Raw genomic sequence first — 22562 nt, 5'->3', positions numbered from 1 at the left:
AAAAGAAAACCCCTCAAATGAGGGGTTTTTTATTATCCTAAATCCGTATCCTTCGGCCTTAATTGAAACTCTTCAATTGAGCCTATCTCGAAACCTAGGTCCAAGCGTGGCGCGTTAATATGCGCTTTACCTTGGCTGTGCATGATCAGCCGATTGGCGGTTCTGGGTTTTAGCTCATTCACAACAAAGCGAATCATATCCGCCCTTGTGAGTGATTTAAGTTCAGCTAGTACTTTCTCTCGTTGGTTGAACTCTGTGTCTTTGTTGCCAATAGCAATCCAGAGTCGCTGAGCTCGTCCTCGTAATGTGGTATCAGGGGTTGAGATTTGATTCCAAAGCCCTTTCTTACTGCTGTGCCACTGGTAATCATTAAGTTCTAGTAGCACCATGTAGAAGGCGTTAAGAAACTCGTCGATTGAGCGAATCAAATCGTTGGGCGCCGCATTTGGAGATTGGACATACAATACAATACCAGGGTGACGGTTAAGCGGCATATTACCAGTGCCAACCATATAGCCGAGCTGCTGCTTGGTACGAATCTCATGAAAGAAGGTGGCGGACATCAGGTGATTCGCCAACGAGTACAACGCGATGCTTCTTGGTTCAATATCTTCACACTGATAGTAAACCACGATGGCAGAGTCATCTTGGTCGCAGAACACTTCTTTTTGGAAACTGCCATTCTCCCCAAGCATGACCAAAGGACGTAGGCTTTCTTCGTATTTTTGATTATTCAGTCTAAGGGCATCTTTCAAAGTAGTGGCGATATCGAGTGCGCCTTGGCGATGCCAATCACCGTAGACAAACATCTCAATATGCAGCTCGGACAAAATAGACTGAACGAAGTTTGGTAGCTCGTCCACTTCGATAGACTCAAGAGCTTCGATTAGTACCGGATAAGGCGGGTTGTTTGGTTGCAATATCCCAGTCATCGCATTGAATAACTGTGAAATAGGACGATCTTTGGCCGTATTGCGCCAGCTTCTCAATAGTTGAGATTTGATGCTTTCGAACCGGGCAGGATTGAACTCTCTAGACGCGAATCGCTTAAGAATCATTTCCAGTAGTTGAGGCTGTTTCTTACTGAATCCTGAGATGGACAGCGTAACACCACCCTGGTGTGCATACATGTCATATCCAAGACCAGCCACTTCAGCGGGGTAAGTTTCTTCAGACAATGAGTCGAGGAACATTTCAACACATAAGCGAGTCTTGACAATGTTCTTGGGTGAATTGACAGAGTGAGGACTATCGATAGCAATAAACACTACGCCTTTTGGGACGTTGAATTTATCGTCTTGTAGGTGCCACAGCCTAAAGCCGTCAAGGTCTTCAATTAGCTCAGGGTGCTCACCATTGGACTCAACAGGGTAGGTCTTTAAATCGTAGTTAATAAATGGGTTTTTCTCTGGCAATCCGAATGGAAGGTCAGAAAATGCAGGCAACTGATTAAAGAATGCTAACTGTTCGTCAGTAAAACGCGTTACTGAATAGGGCGTAAAATACCACTTCGCTTGTTGGTCGTAACGTTGCTCTTTAGCGACTAAGGTTGCTTTCAAATTGTCTGTGGTGAGATAGGAACCATATTGCTTCAATAGCTCTTCATCATAACCAGACATTTTATAGTCGCCGTAGACAATATCTTCCGGCAAATAGTTTTGCATGTTCATTACAAGGTGGCTAACGAGATCTAATGGGCGTGCAGGTTCTTGAAATTGGAACGCTGATTCGGTAACAGCCCTTTTTTCATCGTAGCGCCATTCATCCATGCCGTCAGACTTTATTAGCGCGGTAAACTGGAAAACGGCTTGGATGATCTCATCAACATGCTCTAAGCCAACAGGTGTCAAAGAGACGCTGACACTGAATTCGCGAAAGTTACTCCCCGACGCTCCACCACCAGCAGATAGCGAGGTAATCCACCCTTTGTTTTTAAGATAAAGCATTAAGCTGCCTTGACCTTCGTAGCCGAGTAAGTTGGCGAAGTATGACATTGGCTTTTGGTGATAATGCTGATTCGTGGCAGGTAATGGGAAAGAGAGAATTAGTTTGCGGATCTCTTTAATAGGTTCTACTTGAATTAGAACTTCGGTATGTTCTTTCGTCGTAAAAGGGACATCAACTACTTTTCCGTGTACTTGATTATTGCCCACATCGCTAAACTTGCCGGCAGCCCATTGCTCTAGCTCATCAAGTTCATGAGGACCTATGAGTGCTAATGTCATAAGGTCAGCAGAGTATTGTTCTTTATGAAAACGAACAATTTCTTCGCGAATACTTTGCCCATTTCGATCACTCAGCGTGTCGATATTTCCGACGGAAAATTTAGAAAATGGGTGAGCTTGGTTAATGGTCTCTTTTTGGACCTGATACAAACGTCGTCCATCTTCATTCAGCTTTAGTTTGTACTCTGAATCTACCGCTTGACGTTCTTTGTCGAGCGCTTCCTCGTTAAAAAGAGGGGCAGAAAAAAACTGGCTGAAACGGTCGAGACCTTTTTCAAAGGCGTTTGGATAAATATCGAAGAAAAAGCACGAGTGCTCAGTGCCTGTCCACGCATTATTTGAGCCACCATGTTGGCTAATAAAAGACTGGAATTCACCAACTTTGGGGTATTTGTCTGTGCCGAGAAACAGCATATGCTCCAAGTAATGAGCGAGCCCTTCACGATCATCAGGATCGTCAAAATGACCGACATTAACGGCCAGAGCGGCAGCCGATTTTTGAGCCTGCATATCTTGAATAAGCAGTACTCTTAGCTCATTGTTGAGAGTAAGGTAGCGATAGGAGCGACTATCATTAGGACTTAGATGCACTTATCTTCTCCAGATTAAGCGGAAGCTTGGACAGCTCAACCAAGCACCTGGCAACAAAAGCAATGTCTCACTATTGGTACTAACAGGGTTTACCAATACTTAAGTAAAATAATTATGACGTTAAATAAGAGACACGCAAAAACAAAGTTACAAATATTTTTAGACTACTTATTAAATTGTTAAGAAAGTCGAAGCCTTTAGCAAGTGAATTGATATAATTAATTTTTTTAAATAAGTATAGCTCTGTATCGATGGAACGATGAAGTTAACCATCAGTAGAAACAGGTAAACATATGAAAGTTTTTATAATGCGCCATGGCGAGGCTGTCCATTACGCACCTAGCGACGAAGAGCGAGCTCTGACATCTCACGGCAAAGAATGCTCGGTAATCGTTGCGAGAGCTTGCAAACAGCAAGGTTACTCGGAGTTTGACAAAGTGCTGGTCAGCCCATACCTGAGAGCACAACAAACTTGGGCTGCAATTAGTAGCGAGTTTAGTAGTAACGACGTGGTGACCTCTGACGATATTACGCCTTATGGTCAAGCGGAAGACGTGGTTGAGTATGTGTCAGCTATTGCTGAGTTAGAAAATCTAGAGTCAGTTTTGCTGGTATCGCACTTGCCGTTGGTTGGTTACCTAACTGCCGAATTTGTCGGTGATATCAGTGCACCAATGTTTCCAACATCAGGCTTAGTGTGTATTGAGTATGATGTGGAGAGAAGGCAGGGCGAAGTGCTCTGGCACATTCACCCTTAGGACGTTACTTTTCTGGTATTGAAAGCAATACCAACAGAGCACCATCACCACCAAACTCGAGTGGTGCTTGGTGAAACGCCATTACGTCTGGATGCTGCGCCAACCAAAGAGGCGCTTTTTGTTTCAGAATGTGCTTGCCGATGCCATGCATAACGCAAGCACAATGAATGTTCTCTTTCACGCAATGAGCAATCATTGCGCCTAATTCACGTTTTGCTTCTTGTTGTGTCATGCCGTGCATGTCTAAGAAAACATCAGGCACATAGACACCACGACGTAACCTCTTTACTTCATACGTAGACACATCATCGCGAGCATAGCGCGTTGGTCCTTCATCGCTTAAGTGCGGAACAAACTCATCCGAGAAGTAAAACTCTGCGTCTTTCGCTTCTCTATTGGTTCTTTTCGCTTCTTTTTGTTTCTTATTTCGGTTTGGCTGCTGGACTATGGTATCCTGTCGCAACTTTTTTACGCCTTGTACTGCGTCCCGGAATAGACCGAAATCATCATCGGTATTGTCGTCTTTCTGGCTCATTAATGGGAACAACTCATTAAATTAGGTTATTAGCAGTATTGTAGCGCTTTTTGGAGGCAATTTTGGATAAGATTTTTGTGGAAGAAGCCGTTTCTGAGCTTCACACATTACAAGATTTGATTCGTTGGACGGTCAGTCGCTTCAACGCAGCGGGTCTTTTTTACGGCCACGGCACTGACAATGCTTGGGATGAAGCGGTTCAGCTGATTCTGCCAACGCTGTACTTACCTATCGATGTGCCACCGCATGTTTTGAACTCTCGCTTAACAAGTAGTGAGCGTCTTCGCGTTGTTGAGCGTGTTATTAAGCGTATCAATGATCGCACTCCAACAGCTTACTTGACTAACAAAGCGTGGTTCTGTGGTTTAGAGTTCTTCGTTGATGAGCGCGTATTAGTGCCGCGTTCTCCAATTGGCGAATTAATTGAAGCGCAGTTCCAGCCATGGTTAAGTGAAGAGCCGGTACGCATCATGGACCTTTGCACTGGCAGTGGCTGTATTGCGATTGCATGTGCACATGCTTTCCCTGATGCCGAAGTAGACGCGATTGATATCTCCACCGATGCATTGGAAGTTGCAGAACAAAACGTTCAAGACCACGGCCTCGAGCAGCAAGTGTTCCCAATTCGCTCTGATTTGTTCCGCGATCTGCCAAAAGAGAAATACAACCTGATTGTCTCAAATCCACCATATGTGGATGAAGAAGATATGAATTCTTTACCAGAAGAGTTTACTCATGAGCCGGAGCTTGGTCTTGCGGCAGGGACCGATGGATTGAAATTGGTGCGTCGTATTCTTTCTAATGCACCAGACTACTTAACTGATAACGGCATTCTTATTTGTGAAGTGGGTAACTCTATGGTTCACATGATGGAACAGTACCCTCATATTCCATTTACTTGGATTGAGTTCGAGAACGGCGGTCACGGCGTATTTATGCTGACGCGAGAGCAGCTTGTTGCCCACGCTGAGGAATTTGCAATCTATAAAGATTGATCGTTAACGAGATGACTGAAGACGCCGTAATGAGAATTGCGGCGTTTTTTTGTTTGGGGGTTTACAACGTCTGCCTTTGTCGTCACTATGAAATCACGAAGAACAGACAGGCATTGAACAAGCTCGGATATAGCTTGTTCTGACAGACAGAGGAAGTAATGGCAGGAAATAGCATCGGACAACATTTTCGTGTAACAACATTTGGAGAAAGTCACGGTATTGCATTGGGTTGTATCGTTGATGGTTGTCCTCCAGGGTTAGAAATTACCGAAGCCGATCTGCAAGTAGACTTAGATCGTCGCCGCCCAGGTACCTCAAAGTACACCACTCAGAGACGTGAACCTGATGAAGTAAAAATCCTCTCTGGGGTATTTGAAGGTCAAACAACGGGTACATCAATTGGCCTGCTGATTGAAAATACCGATCAGCGTTCTAAAGATTATTCAGAAATTAAAGATAAATTCCGTCCCGGTCATGCCGACTATACCTATCACCAAAAATACGGGGTACGTGATTACCGAGGTGGTGGTCGTTCATCAGCTCGTGAAACCGCAATGCGTGTTGCGGCTGGTGCAATTGCAAAGAAATATCTTAAACAAGAATTCGGTGTAGAAATTCGTGCTTACTTATCACAAATGGGCGATGTGTCTATCGATAAGGTCGATTGGAATGAAATCGAAAACAACGCGTTCTTCTGCCCTGACGTGGACAAAGTCGAAGCATTTGATCAGCTGATTCGTGACCTAAAAAAACAGGGTGATTCCATTGGCGCTAAGCTGCAAGTAGTAGCAACCAATGTACCAGTTGGCCTTGGGGAGCCTATCTTTGATCGTCTTGATGCCGATATCGCTCATGCATTGATGAGCATTAATGCCGTTAAAGGTGTCGAGATTGGCGATGGCTTTGATGTGGTAAACCAAAAAGGCAGCGAACATCGTGACCCTTTAACGCCTGAAGGCTTTTCAAGCAACCACGCTGGGGGTATTTTAGGTGGTATTTCTACCGGGCAAGATATCGTTGCGAATATTGCTCTAAAACCAACATCAAGTATTACCGTTCCGGGAGACACAATTACTCGAACTGGTGAGCCAACTCAGCTAATTACCAAAGGTCGCCACGATCCTTGCGTGGGCATTCGTGCTGTGCCAATCGCGGAAGCGATGCTAGCGATTGTTCTCCTTGATCACTTACTGCGTCATCGTGGTCAAAACCACGGTGTAACGACAGAAACACCGGTTATTTAGCTCGAATAAGCAACAGACTTGAAGCCTCGCAGTAACGCTGCGAGGCTTTTTTTGTACCTCATCACGTCTTGGACAATAAATGCTCAAAATTAGTAATGATATGAAATTAGTCACAATAATTTTAGGGGTATAGAGTCACACTAGAACTTCATCGAGAAAAGGAGTGCATTTATTGGACAGAAGGATCCGAAAAATGACTTGGAAGACGAGCTGGCGGGAAACCGCCGACTCGATGCAACTGTGCTTGTTTCCAATCATTTTAGGAGTCCATTATGTCTCAACATGAAATCAGAAATATTGCCTTTGTCGGTCAAACAGGAACCGGTAAAACCAGCCTAATTGAACGCCTGCTTTTTGAGTCCCATTCCAGCCAACATCTTGGTCATGTGGAAGATGGTGACACCATCACTGATTTTGATGACCAATCCATACACTACCAGCATAGTGTTGAAGCAACTCCCGTTACGCTCTCTTGGCAAAAACACCAAATGAATATTATCGATACTCCAGGACAAGCTGAGCTGCTTGGCCGCACTTTGAGTATCTTTCCTGCTGTTGAAACGACGGCATTGATTCTTGATGCCAGTTTACCAATTAACCAAGTGTCAGAACGCCTTTTCAAATTTGCTCAAGAGCAGAAAAAATGCCAAATGATCGTGGTGAACAAGATTGACCAACATACCGATAAATTGGTGGCACTCTTAGAAGACATTGAGCAACGTTTTGGCGCTCAATGTTTGCCAATAAACTTACCTTCCGATAAGCCCGCAGAGGTCATAGACTGTTACTTCGAACCTAATCCAGAGCAAGCGACCTTGTTTAGCGGAGTTGAAGATGCCCATGAACTGCTCATCGATCAAGTAGTGGAGGTTGATGAAGCCTTGATGGAGCTATACCTAGAACAAGGCTCAGAATTAACACCAGAACAGCTTCATGATCCATTTGAGGAAGCCTTGCGCACTGGGCATGTAATACCAGTATGTTTCGTATCGTCCGATACGGGGGCAGGTTGTGATCTTCTGCTTCGTACATTGGCAGAAATTATGCCAATGCCTGATGAAGGTAATCCGCCTTTATTAGAGAAAAATGGTAAACGAGTATCAATTGACTGCGATAAACGTGACCACACAGTCGCGCATGTCTACAAAATAAATGTAGACCCATACATGGGTAAACTTGCTTATGTCAGAGTTTTCCAAGGGGAGCTCACAACAGGTAGCCAGTTGTTTGTTGGAGATAGCAGCAAGGCATTCAAAGTGGGTCATTTGTATAATCTGCAAGGTAAAAAACGACAAGAAATTAGCAGTGCTAAAGCCGGCGATTTATGTGTACTTGTTAAGGTGGATGATCTGGAGTTTGATTCGGTCATTCATGACTCCCATGATGAAGATGGAGTGGCGTTCAAAACACTAAACTTCCCTGAATCCATGTATAGCTTAGCCCTGCGCCCCAAAAAACGTGGTGATGAGCAGAAGCTTTCTGATGTTTTGGCTAAGATTGCCGCAGAAGATCCGACACTGAAAATTGAGCATCGCACTCGTACCAATGAAACAGTCTTGAGTGGACAGGGTGAATTCCACCTCAAAATTGCGCTCGAAAAAATGCTTAAAGTGTTTAAGTTGGACGTTGAAACCAGTCAGCCAAGCGTTGAATATTTCGAGACCATTACTAAGCCAGCAGAAGCGCAATATCGTCACAAGAAACAAAGTGGCGGAGCTGGGCAGTTTGGAGAGGTTCAACTAAAAGTAAAACCGCTAGCAAGAGGCGCAGGATTTAAGTTTGTCAATAAAGTGGTAGGTGGTGCCATTCCAACGGCATTAATCCCTGCTGTGGAGAAAGGCATTCAGCAGGCCCTTGAAGAAGGGGCGATTTCCGGTAACCCAATTCGTGATATTGAAGTGACGGTTTTTGATGGCAAATACCATTCAGTAGATTCAAAAGAAATTGCCTTTGTTATCGCAGGTAAGAAAGCCTTTTTGCAAGCGGTTGAAGAGGCTGGTCCAATAGTACTGGAGCCGATTGTGGATTTAACACTTGAGATACCGACTGCGTCAGTAGGTGATGTATCTGGTGATTTGTCCGGTAATCGTGGGTTGATTGTTGGCAGCGAACAGGGGGCGTTTGGTAGTACGTTACTGGAAGCCAAGTCGCCAATTAACGAACTGCAAGATTACTCAAGACGCCTCAAAGCACTGACGGGTGGCGAAGGACGATTTAGTATGACGCTTAGCCACTATGAACCGGCACCGCCAACGATACAAAAGAAAGTATGTGAAGGCGCTGATTGATTCTGATATTTCCTAAACGATGAAAAAAAGCCCCGCACCTCGAATGAGGTTGAAGGGGCTTCCAACCGACGTTGTTATTCTTCAAACGCTATAAGTTAGGACCTGTCACTCTCTTGTTGTGATTCTAGTTTAGTTGTAGTTTGGTCATTTTCCGAATCCGTGGCTTGTTCTTGCTGCTCCATCTCTGCGATTTGCTGCTCAAGTTCTTTAATTCGAATTTCTGCTTCAAGCTCGGCAACACGTTTTTCTGATTCGCTGCGCGTATCTTTGTCCAAGCTTTCGGCAAGGATCGCAGTACGCTCGGTTTCTCTCGCTTCTGCGGTATCTTTCATAGAGCCCGATACGCCACCGGCAACCGCACCCATAGTGCCTGCTTTTACTGCGACTTCAGGGCTACCAGTTAAAGCACCTGCTGTGACGCCAATAAGCGCACCACCAATAGCACCACGATTACGCGCTGCATTTCGATTCTCTTCCTCGCCATCCGTAGCCTTATTAGACGCGCATCCCGTTGCGAATATAGCCATAACGATCGCGAGTGCTTTTAAAGAATTAGACTTAAACATAGTTGAGTACCTATTGTGCGGCCACGAGCAAACGTTGCTGCGCAGCTAACATTTAATGTTGGTTGCTTTGGATGAGTCTTACTATAAAAGCAGAAAAGAGTTGGAGCGATAGAGCGGAGAAGATAGCTGATATTTACTTAGTAAATATCAGCCAAGAGAAAAGTGGTGTTGAATTGGGCTTAGTGGACGGCTTCTTCACTATCAAGGTGGAAAGAAGGCAAACGCCATTTAAACCGAACCGCTGCCATACGCAGGGTATAACCGATCACTAAGGTAACTATCGTTGTGGTCAAAGTACTCACACCGTATTCCAGAAGAACAAGGTACAAACAAGCAGCGATGACGGAGATCGACGCGTAAAGCTCTTGGTGCAGTACCAGAGGTGTCTGACGACAAATCAAGTCACGCAACAAGCCACCAAAAACGCCAGTTACTAATCCGGAAACGATACAGATAAACGGGTGTAATCCCATGCCAAGCCCGACGTTAGTGCCAATGATGGTGAAGACAACAAGACCGAGTGCATCTAAACGAATGAATACCCCTTTGAACTTAATGATCCATTTGGCAAGCCCAGTAGTGAGAACACCTGCCACACAAGTGATGGCGAGAAATTCAGGATGTTTTACCCAACCAAGAGGGTAATGACCAAGCAGAATATCGCGAACGGTACCACCGCCGATAGCGGTAGCACTCGCTACTAACATAACTCCAAACCAGTCCATATTGCGACGGCCAGCGCTCAGTGCGCCAGTCATTGCTTCGGCGGTAATCCCAATAATATATAAGACACTTAGCAACATGACACGATACTCGAAAATAAAAGATGCGCTAGTGTAGTGGCATAAAGGCGTTGTGACGAATGAAATATTATATAAAGGAAACGTTTTTCTGATTAATAAAACTAATGATACGACTTGTTCCTTCACCTCAAGACTTTACCTCTAGCAAAATTCCATAGACAATACGCCCCAATTGTTTTCGTTTAACTGTCACTATGCAGCATCAGTACCAAGATTTAATTACTATTTTTAACCAAACTTTCTATCAGGAATACAACACTAAGCTAGAGCTTGGTGGAGATGAGCCTATCTATTTACCTGCCGACGAAACAACGGAATATCATCGTATTGTCTTTGCACGAGGTTTTTACGCTTCAGGCTTACATGAGATTGCACACTGGTGTGTGGCGGGACCTGAAAGAAGATTATTGGAAGATTTTGGCTACTGGTATCATCCAGATGGGCGTACTCAGGAAGTGCAGAGTGAATTTGAGAAAGTAGAAATTCGCCCTCAAGCTTATGAATGGATTTTATCCGTCAGTGCAGGGTTCCCGTTTACCGTAAGTTGTGACAATCTAAGCGGCGACTTTGAGCCAGATAGAGTGGCGTTTATGAGTAAAGTACATGACGAAGTAATGGCAATACTTTCCGAAGGTATTCCTAAGCGGGTATTGGCACTTTCTCAAGCACTAAGACAGTTTTATCAAACCCCTGAACTTAGCCGTGACCAATTTGCGGTTCGTTAGAGTAAACTAGGAAAAACCTAAACTATGATCATCGAATATGAAGAAAAACTTCTAGAGACCATTGATTCTCGCATCCAAGACGCATCCGAAGATGAGTTGTTTGCTGGTGGGTATCTTCGCGGCCACATTTCGTTGTCAGCGGCTTCTTGTGAGGAAGAAGGGGTAGTGGATTTGGCTGAGTTCAAAACTCGTATTCAGGCTAGTATTGATGAAGCGAAATCTGAATTGTCTCCAGCCGATAGAATCATAGTGAACGATCTTTGGACCGAACTACAAGCCGCGATCTAATCTTGTTCGAAAAAATCGATTGATTTGATTGGTTTTACTCGCTTGTTGAAAACGATGGATAGGTTAACCTTTAAACAACTTCTTAAAACGTTGTCACTAATAAGGAACTTGTCATGAAAGTAATCGCATTCGGAGCCAGCACGAGCAGCACTTCTATCAACAAAGCATTAGCTACTTATGCTGCAAATCTGATCGAAGGCGCGGACGTTGAAGTACTCGATCTTACCCAGTTTGATGTGCCAATGTTTAGCGAAGATAAAGAGAAAGAAATTGGCCAAGCAGAAGGGGCAAAGGCATTCTTAGCGGCTATTCATCAAGCCGATGCTTTGGTGGTGTCTTTTGCTGAACATAACGGCCATCATCCAGCGGCTTATAAAAACCTGTTTGACTGGGCAACGCGCATTGAACGCGAAGTGTTTAAAGGTATTCCGGCGGTTTATTTGGCTACCTCACCGGGCCCTGGCGGAGCAAGTAACGTTCTTGCGGCTGCGGTTAACTCTGCACCTTATTTTGGCGGCAATGTTAAAGCCACAGTCTCAGTGCCAAGTTTCTACGACAACTTTGACTTGGAAGCGGGAAGTCTGCGCAATGCAGAACTGGTTGAGCAAATTCAAACTGCTGTTAAACAGTTATAAGTAAAGGCGCCAAATGGCGCCTTTTCTCTATCAGATCGTCTTATATTGATTTAAAACTCGTATGCTGCTGAGATTTTAATGTTGCGTCCAGGCTCATAGTCGTCCAACGTAAATCCTCTTGCAGTTCCAGAGCGTGAAGCATGAGAGACGTACTGCTCATTAAAGATGTTATCAATACCAAAGGTTACGGAAAGCTCAGGCGTTTGGTTAGGAACCCATTGTGCGTAGAAATTGTGAACATTGTAACCTTGTTTGATAGGCGCTCCATCCTGAACGTTCGTTTCATCAAGTACCACTATGGATGTCCATCCAATTAGCGTATCAACAGCAAAAATATCATATTCCAAGGTTACGGCAATACTATCCCCAATGTCCGCACTGCGTCCTGCAGCGTTGACTACGGGCCCACCGTTGGTCAAATCTTTGTTGTCCGACTTGGAGTATGATGCTTTCGAGCGGAATGCTTGATAGCTGTATGTACCGCTTAGCTCAAAGCCGCGGTATTGGGCGTCGCCTTTGTTGTAAATGTTGTAAACATATGGGCGACCACTACCTTCTGCGACGATATAGTCATCTATACGAGTATTAAATAGAGTTAAGTTACCGCCAATAAAGTGTTCCGATATATGTCGATTGAACTTGAGTCCACCTTGAGCGTTGTAACCTGTTTCTGGTTTGATATCGTCGGACAAATAAGCCACATCCTGATATCGAATAAAGGTCTCTAACAGTTCTGGCCCTTTAAAGAGTGTTCGCCCACTGGCAAATAATGTCCATCCATCAACAAATTCCCAATCTGCTGCCAAAGCCCATGTGAAGTCAGAAAATGTCTTGTCGCTGGTTGTGGCTTCACGTTTATAGTTGTCGTAACGACCTCCAAGCGTTACTGCAAACCTATCTGTAGCATAAAACTTGTCTTCGATGAATGCAGCGCTGGAAATAGCGCTTTCATCCATAAATTCGACCCCACCGTAGGCACTTTTTGACTGTTTGTCGACATAATCGACACCGTAAGTGAGTGAGTTGTCGAAGCCAAAGACAGGCAGTTGAGATTGCACTTTAGCGTTGAAGCCCTGATTACGGTTTTCAGCGCTATTGTTAGAATGTCGGTTACCCGGCCAGCGCCCGCTGATGGCGCTCTCATCGCGCTCTATCTTGGTTTTACTGTAGAACGCATTTACCCGACCTATATGTTTCTCTTTGTTGAGTTCGTAATTAAGCGTAACGGTATTGCGGTCATAAGTTGTTGGAATGAGATCGTCCTGAGTGAGCCCTATATTGGCGTTTCCACCCATATCAGGGCGAGGGTTGTAATCACCTTTGTCACGATAGTAGTCATAAGCCAGTTCAAAGCGGTGTTCGTGAGTGGGTTCAAATCCTAGTTTACCCAGAATGTTATAAACATCACCTTCGGAGCCATAAGTTTGATTACCATCACCATCTTTAAAATTACCACGGCTTACACCGTGGCCGTACACCATATAATCAACTTTCTCTGACATCAGTCCATAAAGAGTTAGCGAGCCTTGCTTACTGTTGTTGTCAGCATAGCCACCAAACACACGGGCGCCAAACTGATCAGAACCTCGAAGCAAATCCCGTGCATCTTTCGTTTCAAAATAAACCGCGCCACCGATGCCACTTTGAGTAACAGAGTTATTGCCAACTTGAATGTCTACTTGTTTGATGATGTCAGGGTTGAGTGTCAAGTTACCGATGTGATGGAACATATTCGCGTGCTGCGAAGCGCCATCTAAACGAATATCTAAATCAGTTTCACCAAATCCGCGAATATTAATCCGCTGGTTTACCGAGTGCGTACCGCCAACATCGACACCGGGTATATCTCGTAATAAGTCGGACATATGATCGGCTTGGCGTAGTGACATATCTTCAGCAAACACTGACTCCGAGCTACTGGAGACTTTTGCTCCCCAGACCACAACGGTTTCTTCAAGTGGGGTATTTTCGTTATTGATAGCGGTATCCGCTAAAGATTGGGCACTTACTAAAGCAAGAGCCACCGCTAAGCTGGTTTTAGATAAGTCGTGATAGGGCTTTGAGGGTAGACAAACATTCATAAAATTAACCAATGATGTAAATGATAATAGTTTGCATTTATGATAAGTTTGTAATTTGGTCGTGAATAGCAAAAACAATTATGAGAAATCGTCCAACAGTTATGAGTTTTATAAAGAGGAATGGCAGTGGAATTGGCCAATAGTGTTTTTAAGAAAGTGGTAATGACAAAAAGAGTCGCTGACAACGATCTTGAGGCGATTGTTAGTGAGACACCTTCCCGACGTTCGCAATTGGCTAGAGGGGTGTTTATCTCACACCCTTCTACTATTGAGGAAGGGTATGTTCTTCACGGAGGCATCAGTGAAGAATTAATGAATACCAAAGTAGTTTCTGTCGCCACGCCAGCTCTCATCGTAACTGTGCTACTCGAGGGGAGGCTCAGCTTTGGGTACGATGACCTCTGTTTTGATTTATCGGTAACGAATCAATCTCAAGCGATAGCGGTTAATCTGACGAAGCCAGCAAGTTTTCGAAGAGATATCATCAAGCAATCGACATTAAAGAAAATCAACATCTTGTTTTCTCACCAGTGGTTGCAATCTAGGCTGGGAAGCGGGTCTTGTACACTGAATCAATTTCTCAATACTCATAAGGCACATATCGACGTTCATTATTCTGAAGAATTGGATCGGATAGTTCGTAGTCTTATTGAACCAAGACAAAACAGCAACTTTAATGACACGATCTCAAGAGATATTGCGACATTGCAGTTGGTTAAAATCGTCACGGATGAAATTGAGCAGCGTTTACCAATCTCCAACTTGTCACAACAGAAACGGCCAGATAGTGTGGCGCAGTTGATTAAACACATTGAGTACAATTTAGATCAGGATCTAGGTTTGGAAGAACTCGCTCGCTCGATGGCAATGAGTGTTTCTAAGTTACAAAGAAAATTCAAGAATCAGATTGGCATGACGGTCATAAGCTATGTGAGAGCGCGCAAATTGGAGCGCGCTAAGCAGTCTATTGAACAGGGAGGACTATCCATATCCGAAGCTGCATACGAAGCGGGCTATCATCATCCTTCTAATTTTACCTTAGCGTTTCGCAAGCACTTTGGGCAGTGCCCGTCCAAACTGATAGTGGAAGAGGTCGAATAAGGTGAAGCGACGAATCGTGATGGTCTATCAATATTGACGATTTCATTTGATGTTTATCAAGCTGAAGGAGTACCCTAGCAGCAAACTAAAATCATAAGGATGTATCATGATTAAGCTTGCGATAGTAGGAACCAATTGGATTAGTGAGAAGTTTGCTCAGGCGGCACTAGAAAGTGAAAAATTCATCGTGCGTGGCGTTTATTCTAGAGCGTTAGAAACAGCAAAGCGTTTTGGTGAGCCTCTTGGAGCGACGTTGTTTTTTGATAGTTTAGATGAGCTTGGAATATCGACAGACATTGATGCAGTTTATATTGCTTCTCCTAACAGTCTGCACTGCCAACAAGCGATTCAACTTATGCGCGCGGGCAAACACGTGATTTGTGAAAAGCCGTTAGCTTCGAATATTAAAGAAGTTGAGCAGATGTTTGAGGTTGCCAAAGAGAACGGCGTTATCCTGATGGAAGCCTTCAAAACGGCGTACTTACCTAACTTTATCGAGTTAAAAAAAGCTACGAAGGAATTAGGCCGCCTACATAAGGTTCATTTGACCTATTGCCAATATTCCTCACGTTACCAAAGATACCTTGATGGCGAGAATCCAAATACGTTCAATCCTGAGTTTTCTAACGGCTCTATTATGGATATTGGTTTTTATTCCGTTGCTGCAGCGGTTGAGTTATTTGGCGCCCCAAGCAAGATTCAAGCGTCTGGGCATTTACTGGAGTCGGGCGTTGACGCGCACGGCAGTGTATTGCTAAGTTATTCGGACTTTGATGTGACGCTGGAGCATTCAAAGGTGAGTAACAGTTATGCGGCGAGCGAGATTCAAGGTGAAGAAGCTAGCTTACTACTCACACACTTTTCTGAGTGTCTAGGCTTTGAAAAGCGAGAAAGAAGTGGTGAAGTGACCAGCGTGTCGCTTCCACAAGTAGAGAACAGCATGATGTATGAAGCTGAGGCGTTTGCTTCTATGATCACTGCGCAAGAAATGGATCCGCATGCGGTGCAGCGTTCATTGGATATTTCGAGAATAATTACCGAAGTACGATTGCAGACCGGTGTGGTGTTCCCGGCTGATAAATAATCGATAGAAAAAGCAAAGGAGCCGATAAGATATCGGCTCCTTTCGTTTATGCTTTCTGATGACTTGAATCAGTTGACGTCGCTAAAGAGCGTTCTATGAGTTTGGATTTTCCAAGGCCAATGAACACCATCACGGTGGCGACGACAATGCAGATAGCACCGACACCGACTTGTCCTTGAAAGTCACCAGTTGCCGTAGCTGACTGGGCGACAATTGGCCCAAGTGCAAGACCTACTGTACCAATCTCTGGCCCGTAGGAACTGAAACACCCTGACTTATCGGTGGTGGCTAATGCGGTGTAGTAACGTGCGTACATCATGTTCCATAGCATGATATAAAATGCTGAAAAACCGAGGAAAGAGGTGGTGTCATTGGTGCTAGCCATACCAAAGCAGACTGCGGCATTGATGATACTTAGCGAGACAATTATCGTGGTATGACTGTACTTTTTATCCACTACAGCCGTCAAAATACCACCAACAACTGCCATTACTGAACCAACCGCTAACACCAAACCAACATCTTCAGTGGAAGCTTGCATATCATCGCCAATAATTTCGATGTACGGGTAGATAATTCCTAGACTCAAACTGTACACAAGAAACGCGCCGCCGACCCATATCATCGGGACGACAAATGTTTTCTTATCCACCTTGCTCTGACTACCCTCTGATATCTCAAGATCTTTGTCGAGACGGCCATTATCTGGGTAGAACCAAAATGCCACTAGACAAAGAGCGGATGCGAACATGAAGAATTGATATAGCGCATTCAAACCATAGGTAGCCATTAACTCTGGAATGAGGATAAACCACGTGATCAGCCATACATTCAGAGCTGCAATCATATAGCCAAAATTCCGACCAGGGTGACGAGTCACACTCATTCCGACAAGACCTAGTGAGTAACCAATACCCTGACCACTACCTGCAATGAGGCGACTTAAGATAAAACTGTCAAAATCTTGTGCCGTCATACTTAAATAGTTGCCCACAATCAACGCAAGTGCAGCAAGGTATCCAATATAGCGCCAATTAGTACGACGAATGAGTAGCAACGAAAAGAGAAGTGATGAAAGGGCGGTGGCTAATAATTCGTACATGGCAATACTTTCGATTTGTGCGTCATTTAATGACATCACTTCGGCCGCACCACCTAGCATAAAAGGTAGAAAGTTAAAGGCATTTGGGGCGAACATTACCAGCATCATGGCTGCAATGATCAGGGCTTTGGAGTCGATAGTCCTAGCGGGGCTCACAAAGTGTTTTAACATAGTTATCTCCTATCCATCCTAGAGTAGGGTTGTTAATGATATGTTAATCATGAGTGCTATTGATGAATTACAGTAGTACCCTTATGGGTTACAAAAATGTTACAACTGTGCTTATTGTGTAAATTGTTATTGCCTTCAATATCTGTTTATCGAACACATATTGAAGGCGGGAAGATTTAGAGGGGAGCGATATCTATTGGCGTGTTATCGTTTAACTCAAAGTGACGATCAACCGAGAACATAGTCTTTAAAGTGATCTCGCAGTTCTTTTTTACTGAGTTTGCCAGTGGCGGTGTGAGGAAGTTCGTTAATAAACTCAACGGCGTCGGGGATACAGAACTTCGCCACTTTACCATCGAAGTGAGCCAAGAGCTCTGATTCCGTCACAGTCACATCATGAGTGACTGCAATAAGCAGCGGGCGTTCACCCCACTTGTTGTGCGAAACACCGATCACTGCAGCTTCCTTGATATCAGGGTGCCCTACGGCGATATTCTCCAGTTCAATTGAGCTAATCCACTCGCCTCCTGACTTAATAACATCTTTTGAACGATCGGTGATTTGCATGTAACCATCAGGATCAATGCTGGCTACGTCTCCGGTATCAAAGTAGCCGTTGCTATCAACACTTTCTCCTTGCTTGTAATACCCTGATGCAATCCACGGGCCTCGTACTTTGACCGAACCAAATTGGTGACCATCCCACGGCACCTGATTGCCTTGCCAATCTTCTATTCGCATATCTACGCCAAACACAATGCGACCTTGTTTAAGCTGGTACCCCATCTTTTGTTCATCAGCAAGTGAACGTAGCTTTGGCTTGAGTTTATTGAAGGTACCAAGGGGGCTCATTTCGGTCATACCCCAAGCATGGTGCATCGAGACATTAAATAATTCATCGAACTCCCTTATTAATACTTCAGGACAAGCAGAGCCACCGACGACGATTCGCTTGAGACTTGGTACTTGAAGCTCTGATTGTTTTAAATGCTCCAGCAACATCAGCCACACAACAGGCACACCCGCTGTCATGGTCACGCCTTCATTGTTGATAAGCTCAGTCAATGTAGCTCCATCTGCCATTTTGGGTCCGGGCATCACGAGTTTAGTCCCAGTCATCGGGGCACTGTACGCCAGACCCCATCCGTTAACATGAAACATAGGTACGATAGGCATTACGCACTCATCGATGGAAAGCCCAAACGCATCAGGTAGAGCACTGCCTAATGAGTGAAGGACTGTCGACCGGTGTGAGTAAAGCACGCCTTTGGGATGGCCTGTTGTCCCCGAGGTATAGCATAAAGAACTGGCGTCATCTTCTTCTAGCTCGGGCCAAGTAAATACAGTGCTTCGGTCTACGATAAAACTTTCGTAGTCCAATAGGTTTTCGATTTGAGATTCAGGTAAGTGAGCGTGATCCGTTAGTGCGATGAAGTGGTTAACGGTAGAGAGTTTGCTTTGCAGTTTTTCAATAAGAGGTGTGAAGATGGGGTCAAAGAACATTATGGTGTCTTCTGCATGATTGATGATGTACTCAATTTGTTGTTCAAAGAGTCTAGGATTGACGGTGTGTAATACTCCCCCAGAACAAGAGATGGCGTAGTACAACTCAAGATGTCGGTAGTCATTCCATGCAAGCGTAGCGACGCGCTGACCTTTTTTTAATCCCAGTGATTTGAGTGCATTCGCCAATTGTCGAGTTCGTGAAAAGGCGTCCGACAAGGTATAGCGGTGCCTAGGGTTGTCGTAGGTCACCGAGACTATCTCGGTATCGCCATTGACGCGGTCGGCGTGACGCATGATTTCAGTGATGGTGAGAGGGACGTTCATCATCTGTCCTTTCATTATGCAACTCCATTTTTGTTGATGAAATGTAAACAGTATGTGATCGCTTTCCTTTTGGGTATGTACCCTGATGGGGTTACGTGTTCGAAGTGACTTAAGGGGCCTATGTTCTAACTCGGTTCAATCTGTGATGGTCTTCATCAAAACGCAGGTATTTTACTTTTTATCATCAACAATATTTGCCATCGTGTACTAAATAATGCCCAAAAATAGTCGCAAGTTTGACAAATCGAATAGGTCATTGGGTCATCGTTTGAGATGTTGAATTGGTGGATTTGAGCTCGTGCCCCTGACGTGGTATTTCATCAGGGAGCGATACGTGATAAGGAGTGTCTATGTCAGTTATTATGGACGGGTGGATGGAGTTTAGCCATCGCTATCCTCCTCTTATTGAAGCAATCGGAGAGCAGAGCTTTTTGGAAAAACTGTCTCAGCTCATCACCAACATTGTCGATTATGAAAGTCTAGTGGTTATGGGCTTTAGCGAAGATAAAGCCCCAGTGGTCATCTATAACGATACCAACTTCTTTGCCGAACAGAGCAGAGATAAAGAATTTATGGGGGCGTTAGTTTTGGATCCGTTTTACCAACTGATCCGAAGAGGCGTGAGAGAGGGGGTGTATAAACTGGATGAAATCGCCCCAGATGAGTTTTATAGCAGTGATTATTACCATCAAATATACAAAAAGACTGGCTTACAGCAAGAAATAGGCTTGATTGTTACTTGTACCGAAGGGTTCACTTTGGTGCTTTCTGCTGGGCTGAGAAATAAACAGAGTGTTGATTGTGATGAGAAGCGACGTCTGAATTTGTACTTTGACATGCTTAAATCAGCCATTCGTAAACATTTTGAGTTGGGTAGCCCAGAAGAGAGAACGATTGGGCATCAGCTCAATGACATTTTTAGTAATTTTGGGAAAGACTTCTTAAGTGAAAGGGAATGCCAAGTGACGCAACTGGTTCTGCAAGGCTATTCAACCAAAGCGATTGCTCCATTGTTAGAAGTCAGCACCGAAACCGTCAAAGTGTATCGAAAGCGGATTCATAACAAACTAAAGATATCTTCCCAATCTGAGTTGTTTTCTCTTTTTCTTGAGGCGGCATCAACGGTTCCCGCTGATAGTAATATCGATCCATTGACGGTCTATTTCGGAGGCAAACATGTCCATTGATGATGAGAGTAATGTCACCTCATTGGGGAATTCAATTTCTACCGAAAGCGCGGAACAATGATGATGTTGGAACAGGCAAGCAGCAATCAAGCAGTAGCAATCAAGTTTGCAAGTGACACATCTCCTTATCTGAACTCACGCTTGAGCCGCGTGAAAACATCAGTTTCCCCGACCTCCTGGTAGTCAGAGGTCGGGTCTTTTTGTGATCTCTATCCTAGGGTTTCTGTACGTCATTCACTTGTATGTGATTATGTTCACATTTAGGTTTTTTTTGACATTTGATAATTCTACAGCAAGGGTAGAATGAAAACGAATTGTTAAACTTGATGCTAGATGGTTGGCATAATGTGCTGAATAATCGTTAATAAATAGAACTATCAATATTAATTTCTAGCTATATTTCTCTGAGCAGAGAGAAGTTGTCAATTTACCTTCACATTGCAGTATATTCATCTGATTTTTACCTGTTGTAGGAGAATTATGCCATTTTTGCTACAAAAATATGGCAAATTAGTTCGAAGGTTGGTAATGTGAACCGCAATCTTTGTATGGATTTAGAATTAAATGCTCAAAAAGTGAGCTAAATAAATCTAAAATGCTGTCCGTTCTAGCAATCTTACGAAGAAGTCATGGATGCAAAATTAAAACTTGGAGTTAAATGCATGTATAAGAATAAAATCACGCAAGCCCTTCTTCTAGGTGCTGGCATGGCAGTGGCTGCCACTTCTTTTTCTACTCTTGCCGCAGATGTACCAGCGGGCACTAAACTAGCAGAGAAACAAGAGCTTGTTCGTGGTAACGGTACCGAGGTAGCAACACTCGATCCACACAAATCTCAAGGTGTTCCAGAGTCACACGTAATTCGTGACCTTCTTGAAGGCCTAGTGAACCAAGATGCAAATGGTAAGACTATCCCAGGTGTTGCCGAAACTTGGGAAACGGCAGACAACCAAACTTTCACTTTCCACCTACGCAAAGACGCAAAATGGTCTAACGGCGATCCTGTAACGGCAAACGACTTCGTATACAGCTTCCAACGCGCAGTTGATCCAGCAACAGCATCTCCATACGCTTGGTACATGGAATACACCAAGATGGCAAACGCTAAAGACATCGTTGCTGGCAAGAAAGACAAGAGCGAGCTAGGTGTTAAAGCAGTAGATGACTACACGCTAGAAGTGACGCTAGATACAGCAGTACCTTACTTCGTAATGATGATGGGTCACACAACGGTTAAGCCAGTTCACCAAGCGACGGTAGAAAAATTCGGTGACCAGTGGACTAAGCCAGAGAACTTCGTTGGTAACGGTGCGTTTGTTCCTAACAAATGGGTAGTTAACGAGCGTCTAGAGCTTGTACGTAACGACAACTACTGGGATAACGACCATACTGTTCTTAATAAAGTAACGTTCTTGCCTATCGAGAACCAAGTTGCTGAAATGAACCGTTTCCTTTCTGGCGAACTAGATTTCACATACGAAGTACCTAACGAGCACTTCCGTCGTCTACAAAAAGAGTACCCACAAGATGTAAACATCAAGGGTAACCTATGTACTTACTACTATCAGTTCAATGCACAAAAAGCACCGTTTAACGACGTTCGCGTACGTAAAGCAATGTCTTATGCAATGGACCGAGATATCGTTACTAAAGCTATCCTTGGCCAAGGTCAAAAACCAGCTTATTTCCTAACGCCAGAGATCACTGCAGGCTTCGACCCTGTAACTCCTGAGTATGGTCAGCTTTCTCAGAAAGAGCGTATCGCTGAAGCGAAGCGTCTTCTTGAAGAAGCAGGTTACACGAAGAGCAACCCTCTAGAGTTCAACCTACTTTACAACACATCTGAAAACCACAAGAAGATTGCTGTTGCAATCGCCTCTATGTGGAAGAAAGAGCTAGGCATCAACGCGAAGCTTGAAAACCAAGAGTGGAAGTCTTACCTGGACAGTAAAGACACAGGTAACTTTGACGTTGCACGTGCTGGTTGGTGTGGTGACTACAACGAAGCGTCTTCATTCCTAACACTAATGGTTAGTCAAAACACAACGGCGGGTCAGCACTATAAGAGTGCAGAATACGATAAGATCATCGATAAAGCCCTACACTCTACTTCTGAAGAAGAGCGTACTCAGCTATACATCGATGCAGAGAAATTGCTAGCGAAAGATATGCCAATTGCTCCTATCTATCAGTATGTTACAACACGTCTAGTATCACCTCAGCTTGGTGGTTACCCAGAAGGTAACGCTGAAGATAAGATCTACTCAAAAGATCTATACATCAAAGCAAAATAATCCCCTATAAAAAATATAACTAACTAAGACCTGTGTGTGCGTAAGCACACGCAGTGTCT

18 protein-coding genes are annotated in these 22562 nt (G+C 44.2%); 11 read left to right on the top strand and 7 right to left on the bottom strand.

Annotation, left to right across the window (positions count from 1 at the left end):
- Positions 1–32 precede the first annotated feature (32 nt).
- Positions 33–2816, bottom strand: a complete 2784-nt coding sequence (locus MMA19_RS17790; RefSeq protein WP_240206838.1) for an insulinase family protein — start codon at positions 2814–2816, stop codon at positions 33–35.
- Positions 2817–3109: 293 nt separating this feature from the next.
- Here MMA19_RS17790 and sixA point away from each other — a divergent pair, with 293 nt between their 5' ends.
- Complete coding sequence (sixA, locus tag MMA19_RS17785) at positions 3110–3574, top strand: phosphohistidine phosphatase SixA (RefSeq protein WP_236111371.1); 465 nt, start codon at positions 3110–3112, stop codon at positions 3572–3574.
- Positions 3575–3578: 4 nt separating this feature from the next.
- Here sixA and smrB read toward each other — a convergent pair whose 3' ends face one another.
- Entirely contained in the window at positions 3579–4109 is a 531-nt protein-coding gene (smrB, locus tag MMA19_RS17780) for an endonuclease SmrB (protein ID WP_031493271.1), read from the bottom strand.
- A gap of 62 nt (positions 4110–4171) precedes the next feature.
- On the opposite strand from smrB, the gene prmB reads away from it, so the two are divergent.
- The 3 genes from prmB to fusA all read left to right on the top strand — a co-directional run bounded on the left by prmB (position 4172) and on the right by fusA (position 8636).
- The gene (prmB, locus tag MMA19_RS17775; RefSeq protein ID WP_006070007.1) at positions 4172–5104 is read left to right on the top strand and encodes a 50S ribosomal protein L3 N(5)-glutamine methyltransferase; all 933 of its coding nucleotides are present in this window, start codon (positions 4172–4174) and stop codon (positions 5102–5104) included.
- 158 nt (positions 5105–5262) lie between these two features.
- Complete coding sequence (gene aroC / locus MMA19_RS17770) at positions 5263–6348, top strand: chorismate synthase (protein WP_006070008.1); 1086 nt, start codon at positions 5263–5265, stop codon at positions 6346–6348.
- Positions 6349–6620: 272 nt separating this feature from the next.
- Positions 6621–8636: an elongation factor G gene (fusA, locus tag MMA19_RS17765; protein ID WP_006070009.1), complete on the top strand. Its 2016-nt coding sequence runs from the start codon at positions 6621–6623 to the stop codon at positions 8634–8636.
- 95 nt (positions 8637–8731) lie between these two features.
- Here fusA and MMA19_RS17760 read toward each other — a convergent pair whose 3' ends face one another.
- Entirely contained in the window at positions 8732–9202 is a 471-nt protein-coding gene (locus MMA19_RS17760) for a glycine zipper family protein (RefSeq protein ID WP_240206837.1), read from the bottom strand.
- A gap of 179 nt (positions 9203–9381) precedes the next feature.
- Positions 9382–10005, bottom strand: a complete 624-nt coding sequence (locus tag MMA19_RS17755) for a trimeric intracellular cation channel family protein (RefSeq protein WP_006070011.1) — start codon at positions 10003–10005, stop codon at positions 9382–9384.
- A gap of 194 nt (positions 10006–10199) precedes the next feature.
- On the opposite strand from MMA19_RS17755, the gene MMA19_RS17750 reads away from it, so the two are divergent.
- The 3 genes from MMA19_RS17750 (at position 10200) to MMA19_RS17740 (ending at position 11653) form a co-directional block, all read left to right on the top strand.
- Positions 10200–10730, top strand: coding sequence for an elongation factor P hydroxylase (locus MMA19_RS17750; RefSeq protein WP_006070012.1), 531 nt, complete (start codon positions 10200–10202; stop codon positions 10728–10730).
- A 24-nt stretch (positions 10731–10754) separates the two neighbouring features.
- On the top strand, positions 10755–11018 hold the full coding sequence (locus MMA19_RS17745; RefSeq protein WP_006070013.1) for a YfcL family protein: 264 nt from the start codon (positions 10755–10757) through the stop codon (positions 11016–11018).
- 113 nt (positions 11019–11131) lie between these two features.
- Positions 11132–11653 (top strand): NADPH-dependent FMN reductase, encoded by a 522-nt coding sequence (locus MMA19_RS17740; protein WP_124940091.1) that lies wholly within the window; start codon positions 11132–11134, stop codon positions 11651–11653.
- A 50-nt stretch (positions 11654–11703) separates the two neighbouring features.
- On the opposite strand, the gene MMA19_RS17735 is transcribed toward MMA19_RS17740, so the two are convergent.
- Positions 11704–13734 carry a TonB-dependent siderophore receptor gene (locus MMA19_RS17735; RefSeq protein ID WP_240206836.1) on the bottom strand — a complete coding sequence of 677 codons (2031 nt, stop codon included), beginning with the start codon at positions 13732–13734 and terminating at the stop codon, positions 11704–11706.
- Positions 13735–13896: 162 nt separating this feature from the next.
- Between MMA19_RS17735 and MMA19_RS17730 the strand changes: the two genes are divergently transcribed.
- Together MMA19_RS17730 and MMA19_RS17725 are read left to right on the top strand one after the other, a co-directional pair.
- On the top strand, positions 13897–14835 hold the full coding sequence (locus tag MMA19_RS17730; protein WP_181359052.1) for an AraC family transcriptional regulator: 939 nt from the start codon (positions 13897–13899) through the stop codon (positions 14833–14835).
- Between the two features lie 106 nt (positions 14836–14941).
- Positions 14942–15919 (top strand): Gfo/Idh/MocA family oxidoreductase, encoded by a 978-nt coding sequence (locus tag MMA19_RS17725; protein WP_240206834.1) that lies wholly within the window; start codon positions 14942–14944, stop codon positions 15917–15919.
- A 46-nt stretch (positions 15920–15965) separates the two neighbouring features.
- Here MMA19_RS17725 and MMA19_RS17720 read toward each other — a convergent pair whose 3' ends face one another.
- Positions 15966–17192: an MFS transporter gene (locus MMA19_RS17720; protein ID WP_240206832.1), complete on the bottom strand. Its 1227-nt coding sequence runs from the start codon at positions 17190–17192 to the stop codon at positions 15966–15968.
- A 228-nt stretch (positions 17193–17420) separates the two neighbouring features.
- Complete coding sequence (locus MMA19_RS17715) at positions 17421–19037, bottom strand: long-chain-fatty-acid--CoA ligase (protein WP_240206830.1); 1617 nt, start codon at positions 19035–19037, stop codon at positions 17421–17423.
- Between the two features lie 335 nt (positions 19038–19372).
- On the opposite strand from MMA19_RS17715, the gene MMA19_RS17710 reads away from it, so the two are divergent.
- Together MMA19_RS17710 and MMA19_RS17705 are read left to right on the top strand one after the other, a co-directional pair.
- On the top strand, positions 19373–20209 hold the full coding sequence (locus MMA19_RS17710; protein ID WP_006070020.1) for a helix-turn-helix transcriptional regulator: 837 nt from the start codon (positions 19373–19375) through the stop codon (positions 20207–20209).
- Positions 20210–20871: 662 nt separating this feature from the next.
- Entirely contained in the window at positions 20872–22503 is a 1632-nt protein-coding gene (locus MMA19_RS17705) for an ABC transporter substrate-binding protein (RefSeq protein WP_038221884.1), read from the top strand.
- The last annotated feature ends 59 nt before the right edge of the window (positions 22504–22562 follow it).

Origin of the sequence: Vibrio sp. CyArs1, from assembly GCF_022432925.1 — a bacterium.
Classification (GTDB): Bacteria; Pseudomonadota; Gammaproteobacteria; order Enterobacterales; family Vibrionaceae; genus Vibrio; species Vibrio mediterranei.
Note: the sequence above shows the minus strand (reverse complement) of the source record. Positions and strands in the feature narration are given on the sequence as shown.